Source organism: Pseudomonas sp. PA-4-8C (assembly GCF_021606625.1).
GTDB classification, from domain to species: domain Bacteria; phylum Pseudomonadota; class Gammaproteobacteria; order Pseudomonadales; family Pseudomonadaceae; genus Aquipseudomonas; species Aquipseudomonas lactis.
In genome coordinates this window covers 1-8,341 of sequence record NZ_WKCD01000249.1, presented here as the reverse complement: position 1 = coordinate 8,341, position 8,341 = coordinate 1, and the positions used below count along the sequence as shown (strand labels likewise).

Annotated in this window: 9 protein-coding genes; 4 read left to right on the top strand and 5 right to left on the bottom strand. The window is 58.9% G+C overall.

Annotated elements, in window-relative coordinates; genetic code table 11:
• Window positions 1-335 precede the first annotated feature (335 nt).
• Window positions 336-1,511: a hypothetical protein gene (locus tag GIW04_RS24575; RefSeq protein ID WP_120248284.1), complete on the bottom strand. Its 1,176-nt coding sequence runs from the start codon at window positions 1,509-1,511 to the stop codon at window positions 336-338.
• Between the two features lie 216 nt (window positions 1,512-1,727).
• Window positions 1,728-2,921, bottom strand: coding sequence for a TPM domain-containing protein (locus tag GIW04_RS24570; RefSeq protein ID WP_057710013.1), 1,194 nt, complete (start codon window positions 2,919-2,921; stop codon window positions 1,728-1,730).
• A 131-nt stretch (window positions 2,922-3,052) separates the two neighbouring features.
• On the opposite strand from GIW04_RS24570, the gene GIW04_RS24565 reads away from it, so the two are divergent.
• From GIW04_RS24565 to GIW04_RS24555, 3 genes are all read left to right on the top strand, one after another.
• Window positions 3,053-3,868, top strand: a complete 816-nt coding sequence (locus GIW04_RS24565; RefSeq protein WP_120248285.1) for an alpha/beta fold hydrolase — start codon at window positions 3,053-3,055, stop codon at window positions 3,866-3,868.
• Window positions 3,858-4,994: a PAS domain-containing sensor histidine kinase gene (locus tag GIW04_RS24560; RefSeq protein ID WP_120248286.1), complete on the top strand. Its 1,137-nt coding sequence runs from the start codon at window positions 3,858-3,860 to the stop codon at window positions 4,992-4,994. The genes GIW04_RS24565 and GIW04_RS24560 overlap by 11 nt, the downstream gene beginning before the upstream one ends.
• Before the next feature lie 116 nt (window positions 4,995-5,110).
• A complete protein-coding gene (locus GIW04_RS24555; RefSeq protein ID WP_094775379.1) occupies window positions 5,111-5,608 on the top strand; it encodes an AAA family ATPase in 498 nt (165 codons plus the stop codon).
• 44 nt (window positions 5,609-5,652) lie between these two features.
• Here GIW04_RS24555 and GIW04_RS24550 read toward each other — a convergent pair whose 3' ends face one another.
• From GIW04_RS24550 to GIW04_RS24540, 3 genes are read right to left on the bottom strand one after another with little or no spacing between them, the layout of a single operon-like run.
• Window positions 5,653-6,063 (bottom strand): SRPBCC family protein, encoded by a 411-nt coding sequence (locus tag GIW04_RS24550; RefSeq protein WP_034135378.1) that lies wholly within the window; start codon window positions 6,061-6,063, stop codon window positions 5,653-5,655.
• Between the two features lie 24 nt (window positions 6,064-6,087).
• Window positions 6,088-6,885, bottom strand: coding sequence for an SDR family NAD(P)-dependent oxidoreductase (locus GIW04_RS24545; protein ID WP_120248287.1), 798 nt, complete (start codon window positions 6,883-6,885; stop codon window positions 6,088-6,090).
• A gap of 11 nt (window positions 6,886-6,896) precedes the next feature.
• Window positions 6,897-7,907, bottom strand: coding sequence for an aldo/keto reductase (locus tag GIW04_RS24540; RefSeq protein WP_094775380.1), 1,011 nt, complete (start codon window positions 7,905-7,907; stop codon window positions 6,897-6,899).
• A gap of 112 nt (window positions 7,908-8,019) precedes the next feature.
• On the opposite strand from GIW04_RS24540, the gene GIW04_RS24535 reads away from it, so the two are divergent.
• On the top strand, window positions 8,020-8,341 hold a 322-nt coding region (locus GIW04_RS24535), incomplete at its 3' end, for a LysR family transcriptional regulator (protein WP_236479279.1).

Genomic DNA, 8,341 nt, shown 5'->3' with positions numbered 1-8,341 from the left:
CCCTTCGGGCCTGCCGTCTCGCCTGCGGATCACACTGGCGTCGACAGCTCTCAGGTCAATGCCCATCGTGAACCGATCAACTTCGAAATAACGCCCGACGGCAACGGTGGTTGGACCAAGTTGTGACAACCCACTGTTTTCTGCCTAAGCCGCCGTAACACGCAGGGCTTTGCCGAACAACCGCCCCCATGGGTTGCACCCTGGAAGGTATAGCTCGGCGAGCCCAACGACGCTTACCCATGCCGATGTACAGGACGCCCTCAAAGGCGGCTTGACGAAGGGTGATTGCTGGTATTAAGCGTCTGTCCCTTGGCGAATAGGCGCCATGGCACTGGTCATCGACCTCGCGTTGACAGCAGTTTTCTCAGCACGCCATATTCACGTTTGATCAACTGATGCACCGTGTCCCTGTTCGCTGTTGGTTTGTCGGACCGCTCATCCCTTTTCTCACTGATTTTCAATAATGCGTCAGCACATCCGTGCGCTTTAAAATAATCCTCGGTATTAACCCGTGGCAACGGAATCAACCCACCACGGCGGCTATCAAACACAACACCTTTTACTTCATAGGCTTTCAAGACCTGCTTAAGCCCGCCATCGAAGCTTATAAACATCGGTATAAAAAAGTCTCCCATGCCTTGAGACATGATCAATGTCTCCATGAGCCGTGGCGCCGCCATGTCCCACGCAATATTGTCGAGTTTTTTCAATAGCCTTCTGGGTGCCTTTTGGCTTTTTTTTATTTTTTCCAACATCGAAATTAACCGAGGACCAACAAAATACTTATGTGCAACAATCGCCTCACGGTCCAAATAAACGCCAACCACGTCATTAACATAATCAAAAAATTCGGAAATTTTATGCTTTGCCGACTTATTAGATGACAATTGAATCTTCACCATCCCAATCACTTGCAACAAGATGACACGTTGCATCAAGGCAAAACTCAGAACCTGCGTACGCCCTTCTTCAGAAGCATAATAGCTGTGGCTGAAATTAATCGCCCTGCGGGCGGCCTCTCGGTGGGTGAACCTCGGTTTAGGATTAGATGTGCGTTTGTATTCAGCGCAATCGATGCTTCTGAACAGCTGAAGACTGACCAAGTTATTCCTGAATTTTTTACTTAACGTCTTCCAAAACTTCAAGGGTGAATACGCAGCGCACTGGTGAATATTTTTCACCTCTTTTACGTTCTCCGCCATGTAGTAAAAATAATCAAAGTTCAGATCATCATTCAAAATATCATCGACAAACGCGACCACTCTGTGATGCATGGTTTTTAACGGACGCCCGCGCATCAACGCATCCACATACGAGGCCATATTAGTATCAAACATCAAACTATAGTCGATTTTAAAGTCCGCACGCCCTTGCTGATGATAGGAAAACAGAATCCTGTCATTCAAAAAATAGACTTCCCCACCTGAAAAATAGGGAACCAGTACCGCCTCATCGCCTTTCGCATACTTTTTTACGGAGCCTGGAATATTCGCCCGCTTATAATCTTCCAAGGCAACAATAGCGGTGATAGTTCTTTCAAGCCAGTCGACATCCAGATCTGATCTACTTCTGAAGCGCTCCGGGCCTTGGATAACAAATAGGCAAGCTTCTCTACTCCTGGCAACTCTCTCACAAAATAAAATCCTTACATCAGATAAAACATCGTCCCCTCACACTAAAAACACCCAGTTTCCAGATTTGAATTGGGGGCACATCCGTTGACTTGCTTACCAACTACCAGACGCCCCACCGCCGCCACTGGAACCGCCACCGCTCGACGAACTACTGCTGGAACTGGAGCTGCTGGAACTTGAACTGGACCCACCGCCGGAGCCAGAACCTTCGCCGACCTTGCCAAAGATAATCAGCGCAACAAACGATGCGATAGGAAATGCCAGCAACCAGGCGTCGCGATCGCCGTCCATTACCTGCCCCGCCACCCCGTACACGGCCACCGCCGCCAGCAGTCGTACGGCAAAACCTGCGCGGCTGGTGCGCCATGTCTCCCTCATGAGCAGCAGTAGCACCAGGTACAACCCCAGCACCACCAAGACGCCCAGGGGCCACAGCAGCCAATGGATGAAACTGACATCCACATACTGGTTTGCTACTACCAGTCCGAGGATGTAAGCCAGCAACCCGATCACGCCGTAAAACAGCGTGCGCACCTGCCACAACGCGCCGAATAGCGCGCCGCCAATCAACAAGGTCAGCGGCATTGCAAACAGGAACATCGGCCAGTCTCGACCGCCGGCCAATACCGTCAGCAACAGCGTGGCCGCCACCGCGAGGATCAAGGCCCTGCGCCAGTGCAACTTGCCGGCGGCGATCAACACACCGGCGAGCGCACCCAGGACAAACGCCGCCAATATCGCGAAAAATTGCGGGTTGATCCCCGGCCCGGCCACTTCAGGCAGGTCGCCGCCGTCCACCAGTACCACCAGCGCGTTCACGCCTTGCTGGATGCCACCGGCAAAATCGCCCTGACGAAACGCTGGAGTGAGGCGTTCTTCAATGATGCGATGGGCCAGTAGATCGGTAACGATGCCTTCCAGGCCATAACCCACCTCGATGCGCACTGTGCGGTCGGCTTTGGCCACCACCAGCAGGATGCCGTCGTTGACGTCCTGGCGCCCCAGCTTCCAGGCGCGGAACAGTTGGTTGGCATAGTCTTCGATGCCACTGCCGCCGGTAGTCGGCACCAGCAATACGGCCACTTGCGCGCCTTTGCGTTGTTCAAGGTCGGCGAGTTGTTGCTTGAGGCGCAGCACGGTGCCCGAGTCGAGGGTGTTGGTCAGGTCAATGACCCGCTGATCAAGGGCTACCCCAATCGGCGAGGTGTCCGCATGAGCGGTGATCAACAGGCTGGAAAATACCAAGGCCAGTAGGCTGAACACCGATTGCCGCACAAGCACGATCATGTATGGTTACCTGAAGTCTCTCCCTGAAGGCGCCGACTTTACCTTATCTGCGTGCAAACGCGTGACCCAGGGCCTGCGACTATCTAAACTGCCGATAAGCTGCATAGCAATAAGCCATCTACGGGACGCCCATGGACCTAAGTCACCGCAACAATGTACATGTGATGGGCAACGGTCCCTCGACGCTGGTGTTTTCCCACGGCTTTGGTTGCAACCAGGCCATGTGGAATGCCTTGGCACCGCACTTTCTCGAGCGCTTTCGCGTGGTGCTGTATGACCTGGTCGGCGCCGGCCTGTCAGACTTGAGTGCGTTCGAAAAAGCCAAATACAGCCGCCTGGATGGCTATGCCCATGACCTGAACGAGATTATCGACGCCTACGCCCAAGGCCCGGTGATTCTGGTGGGTCACTCGGTGAGCGCGATGATCGGCACCCTCGCCGACCGTTTCATCCCGCAGCGCATTGCCGCGCACGTGATGATTGGCCCATCGCCGCGCTATATCGACACCGATGAGTATGTCGGCGGTTTCCAGCATGGCGACATCGACGACCTGCTCGACACCCTCGACAGCAACTACCTGGGCTGGTCCAGCGCCATGGCCCCGGTGATCATGGGCGCGCCGACGCAGCCGCACCTGAGCGAGGCGCTCACCGAGAGTTTCTGCCGCACCGAGCCGGACATCGCCAAGCAGTTCGCCCGCGTGACCTTTCTGTCGGATAACCGCCAGGATGTGTTCGGCCTGACTACCCCGGTGCTGATCCTGCAATCGACCGAAGACCTGATCGCTCCCGTGGCCGTGGGTGAATACCTGCACGCCGTATTACCTAACAGCACCTATTGCCTGGTCGAGAATGTCGGCCATTGCCCCCACATGAGCGCCCCCCAGGCGTGCACAGCAGCGATGGACCGCTTCCTCGCCCCTTGGGCGGCTGCCGATGCCCGCTGATTCACTGTTTGACAGCGCGGCCTGCGCCCTGGCGGTGACCCAGGAAGACGGCACGATCCTGCACGTCAACCCGCGCTTGTGCGATTGGCTGGGCTTCACCGCCGCCCAACTGCTGGGCCGGCGTTTCCAGGACCTGCTGGCCATGGGCGGGCGGATTTTTTACCAGACGCACCTGGCGCCGATGCTGCGTATGCATGGCAACGTCACCGAGGTGAAACTCGACATCCGCCATTGCAACGGGCACAAAGTCACGGTCTTGCTCAACGCCAACCAGCGCCAGCAGCCCGACGGCGTGGTGTATGACTTGGCGTTGTTCGGCACCACCGACCGTGACAAGTACGAGCGCGAGCTGCTCAATGCCCGCAAGCAGGCCGAAGCCCTGCTACAGGAAAAAACTGCTACGGAACTGGCCCTGCAACAGGCCCAGGCCGAGCTGAGCGAAGCCTATGCCATTGCTCAGCGCCGGGCGTTGTTTGCCGAACAGATGGTGGCGATTGTCAGCCATGACCTGAAAAACCCACTCACCGCGATCCGCATGGCCTCCGACTTTCTCCAGCGTGGCGAGCGCACGGCCAAGGAGCGCCAGCTGTTGGGGCACATCGGCCAGTCGGCCGAACGCGCCCACCGCATGATCGCCGACCTGCTGGACTTCACCCAGGCCCGGGTCGGCCAGGGCATTACCATCAAGCCGCAACCGCTGGACCTGCACAGCGTTATTCATCGCAGCGTCGACGAACTGCGGGTGGCCTTCCCCAAGGCCACGCTGGTGCATCACGGCGAGGGCCAGGGCGATGCGTGCCTGGACGCCGACCGCGTGCAACAGATGATCGGTAACCTGGTGGCCAACAGCGTGGCCTATGGCGACTTGCTGCAGCCGATCACCATTACCTCGCGCCTGGGCGATAACACCTGCGAGGTTGCAGTGCACAACCACGGCCCGGCGATACCCCAAGCCTTGCTGGCCGGGTTGTTCGAACCCATGACCCGCGGCACCGACCAGGGCAGCGACGTGCGCAGCGTGGGCCTGGGCCTATATATCGTGCGTGAACTGGCCAGGGTGCATGGCGGCGATGTGGCAGTGAGTTCCTGTGAGGCACGCGGCACAACCTTCACTGTGACGTTCTAAACGTAGGAGCGAGCTTGCTCGCGAAAAACTCACAGACGCCGCGTTTATTCAGGCAGTACGCGTTATTGTTGGCGTTTTTCGCGAGCAAGCTCGCTCCTACAGGGGGTTGATGGGTCATGCTTATTGTATTCAGCGGTTTGCCGGGCAGTGGCAAGACCACGATTGCCAGGGAGCTGGCGCGACAGGTGGGCGCGGTTTACCTGCGTATCGATGTGATCGAGCAGGCGCTGCGCGACGCCGGTGTGTTGGCGGGCGATGTGGGGGCCAGTGGCTACGGTGTGGCGAATGCTCTGGCGCTGAGTAACCTGCGCCTGGGGCAGCGGGTGATCGCCGATTGTGTAAACCCGGTGAAGGAAAGCCGTGATGCCTGGCAAGCGGTGGCGACAGCCGCCGGCGTGGCGCTGATCAATATCGAGGTGGTATGTTCCGATCAGCAGGCGCATCGGCATCGAGTCGAAGGCCGTGTGGGCGATATTCCGGGGCTGGTGCCGCCGACCTGGCAATCGGTGCAGGTGCATGAGTATGAACCCTGGGAAGCGCCGCCGTTCAGGCTGGATACGGCGCAGATGACGCCGGCAGAGGCTGTCGCGGCAGCCTTGTTCCATCTAGGCTAAAGACCCACCTTGTGACGAGGGAGCAAGCTCCCTCGCCACCATCCTTAGAAGTTACTGCGCAGCGCCTCAAGCCCGCCTTCGTAGACACCGGTAAACAACTCCTCTACCTGCGCCTCGGTGGTACCCGCTGCCGGCGTGAACACCCCGGACCAGGTGACTTTCGCCGAGGTGTCTGTCAACGCTTCAACCTGCAAGGTCGCCAGGTAAGCACTCACCGGAAACGGCGACGCTTCAATGGTGTAGCTGTAGGTGCGCGCCACGTTGTCGAAGGTCTGCAAACGCTCGACAATCGCGCCGCCGTCAGCGGTGGTCAGGTGACGCACACGGCCACCCTCGCTCGGCTCGCTCTTGGCAATAAAAGGCAGCCAGTCGGGCAGGCTGTTGAAGCCGCCAATCAATTGCCAGACTTGGTCGGCCGGCACCGCAATTTCAATCACAGAAGACGCTGTTGCCACGATCAATACTCCAGTCAGGAAAAATCAGATTGCCATGCTGTCGACAACGCCACCGTCGACCCGCAGCGCGGCACCGGTTGTCGCCGAAGACAGCGGTGAAGCAATGTACGCCACCAGGTTCGCCACTTCATCCACATTGGCCGCACGCTGGATGATCGAGGTGGGCCGCGCGTGGCGCACAAACACATCCGCTTCTTCTCGGGCACTGCGCCCGGATTCGGCCGTGGCGTCCTTGAGCATGTGTTCCAGGCCATCGGTAAAGGTGGGCCCAGGCAAGATAGCATTCACCGTCACCCCGGTCCCCGCCAGGCGCTTGGCCAGGCCGTGGGACACCGCCAGGTTGGCGCTTTTGGTCACTCCGTAGTTGATCATGTCGGCCGGCGTCGCCACGCCAGACTCCGACGACACGAAGATCACCCGGCCCCAACTCTGCTCGACCATGCCCGGCACATAATGGCGCGCCAGGCGCACGCCGGAGATCACATTGACCTCATAGAAGCGCGCCCACTCACTGTCCGGCGCGTCGAAGAAATCCACCGCGTCGAAGATGCCCAGGTTGTTGACCAGAATGTCGGCGCGGGGTTCGGCGGCGAAGAGTTTCTGTGCGCCTTCAACGGTCCCGAGGTCGGCCACCACACCACGCAGTTGAGCAGCGGGAACCGCCTGGCGAATGCTGGCCAGGGCGTCGTCCACCTTGCCTGCATCACGCCCGATCACCACCACCGTGGCACCCGATTGCGCCAGGGCCTGGCTGATGCCCAGGCCGATACCGGCGGTGCTGCCGCTGACAATAGCCACTTTGCCGCTTACATCAATTTTCATGCTCAAGCTCCTTAACGTGAGAGAGGCAAAGGCGCACGGTCCGAGATCAAGCGGGCCTCGCGCAACGCTTGCCAGAAGGCTGCTGGAATCTGTTCAGACAACGCCGCAACGTCTTCGGCAATCCGCCCCGGACGACTGGCACCGGGAATCACCGCCGCCACTGCCGGATGCGCCAGTGAAAACTGTAGCGCAGCGGCCTTGATGCTGACGCCAAACGCTTGGGCAATCACCTTGATCTGCTCGACCTTGGCAATGATCGCTGGGCTGGCTTGCTGGTATTCAAAATGCGCACCGCCAGCGAGGATGCCGGAGCTGTACGGGCCACCGACGACGATCTCCACCTGCTGGGCGTGGGCGGCGTCCATCAGGCGCTGCAAGGCGCGGTCGTGATCCAGCAGCGTGTAGCGCCCCGCCAGCAGAAAACCGTCAGGCTGGGCTTCGATCAGGTCCAGGGTCAACTCGCAGGGTTCGACACGGTTGACGCCCAGCCCCCATGCCTTGATCACACCTTGCTCGCGCAAACGGGTGAGTACTTTGAAGGCGCCAGTGCGGGCCTGGTTGAAGTATTCCAGCCATTGGTCGCCGTAAAAATCCTGGGCGATGTCGTGAACCCACACGATGTCCAGGCGATCGGTTTGTAGGCGTGTCAGGCTGTCTTCAATGGAGCGCAGGGTGGCGTCGGCGCTGTAGTCATTGAGTATTTTATTGCGGCGGCCGTGTTCGAATACGCCGCTTTTTTCGCCAAGGTCACGGGCGGTTTCTTCGACTTCATCGAGAATCACCCGGCCAACCTTGGTGCTGAGCACGTAGTCATCGCGGTGATAGTTGGACAGCGCCTGGCCCAAGCGCATTTCCGACAGGCCCGAGCCGTAGAACGGCGCGGTATCGAAGTAACGCACGCCCTGGCTCCAGGCGGCCTCGACGGTGGCCTGGGCTTCTTCTTCGGGGATCGCGCGAAACATATTACCCAAGGGGGCGGTGCCAAAGCCCAGTGCGCCGGGCAGTGTGTCTTTCAAGCTCATGGTGGTTCCTCAATCGGTGCGAGGTCGCTGTGACCGTTGAGCAGATGCTAGATTGCGCTGATCAGACCGTCTAAGACATACTGCGACCTACTTGAGTCCTTGCAGGTCTTACATGATTGATCTACGCCAGTTGCGCTACTTCGAAGTGGTGGCTGAAGAAGAACACGTCGGCCGCGCCGCCGAGCGCTTGCACATTTCTCAATCGCCCCTGAGCCGGCAGATCGCCCAGCTCGAGGAGCGCCTGGGCCTGACCCTGTTCGAACGCAGCCAGCAGCGTATCCGCTTGACCCGCGATGGCCAGACCTTCCTGGCCGAAACCAAGGCATTGCTGACCCATGCCAACCGCCTGGAGTCTCTGGGCAAGCGCCTGGGCCGTGGGGAAGAAGGCGGTTTGTGCATCGGTTATATCGAGAACGCCATGCACGCCGGTGTCC

Bases quoted from the DNA above. Each gene is read 5' to 3' on its own strand.
- GIW04_RS24560 (WP_120248286.1), top strand. From the start codon at position 3,858: ATGCCCGCTGATTCACTGTTTGACAGCGCGGCCTGCGCCCTGGCGGTG.
- GIW04_RS24570 (WP_057710013.1), bottom strand. From the start codon at position 2,921: ATGATCGTGCTTGTGCGGCAATCGGTGTTCAGCCTACTGGCCTTGGTA.
- GIW04_RS24540 (WP_094775380.1), bottom strand. From the start codon at position 7,907: ATGAGCTTGAAAGACACACTGCCCGGCGCACTGGGCTTTGGCACCGCC.
- GIW04_RS24565 (WP_120248285.1), top strand. From the start codon at position 3,053: ATGGACCTAAGTCACCGCAACAATGTACATGTGATGGGCAACGGTCCC.
- GIW04_RS24555 (WP_094775379.1), top strand. From the start codon at position 5,111: ATGCTTATTGTATTCAGCGGTTTGCCGGGCAGTGGCAAGACCACGATT.
- GIW04_RS24545 (WP_120248287.1), bottom strand. From the start codon at position 6,885: ATGAAAATTGATGTAAGCGGCAAAGTGGCTATTGTCAGCGGCAGCACC.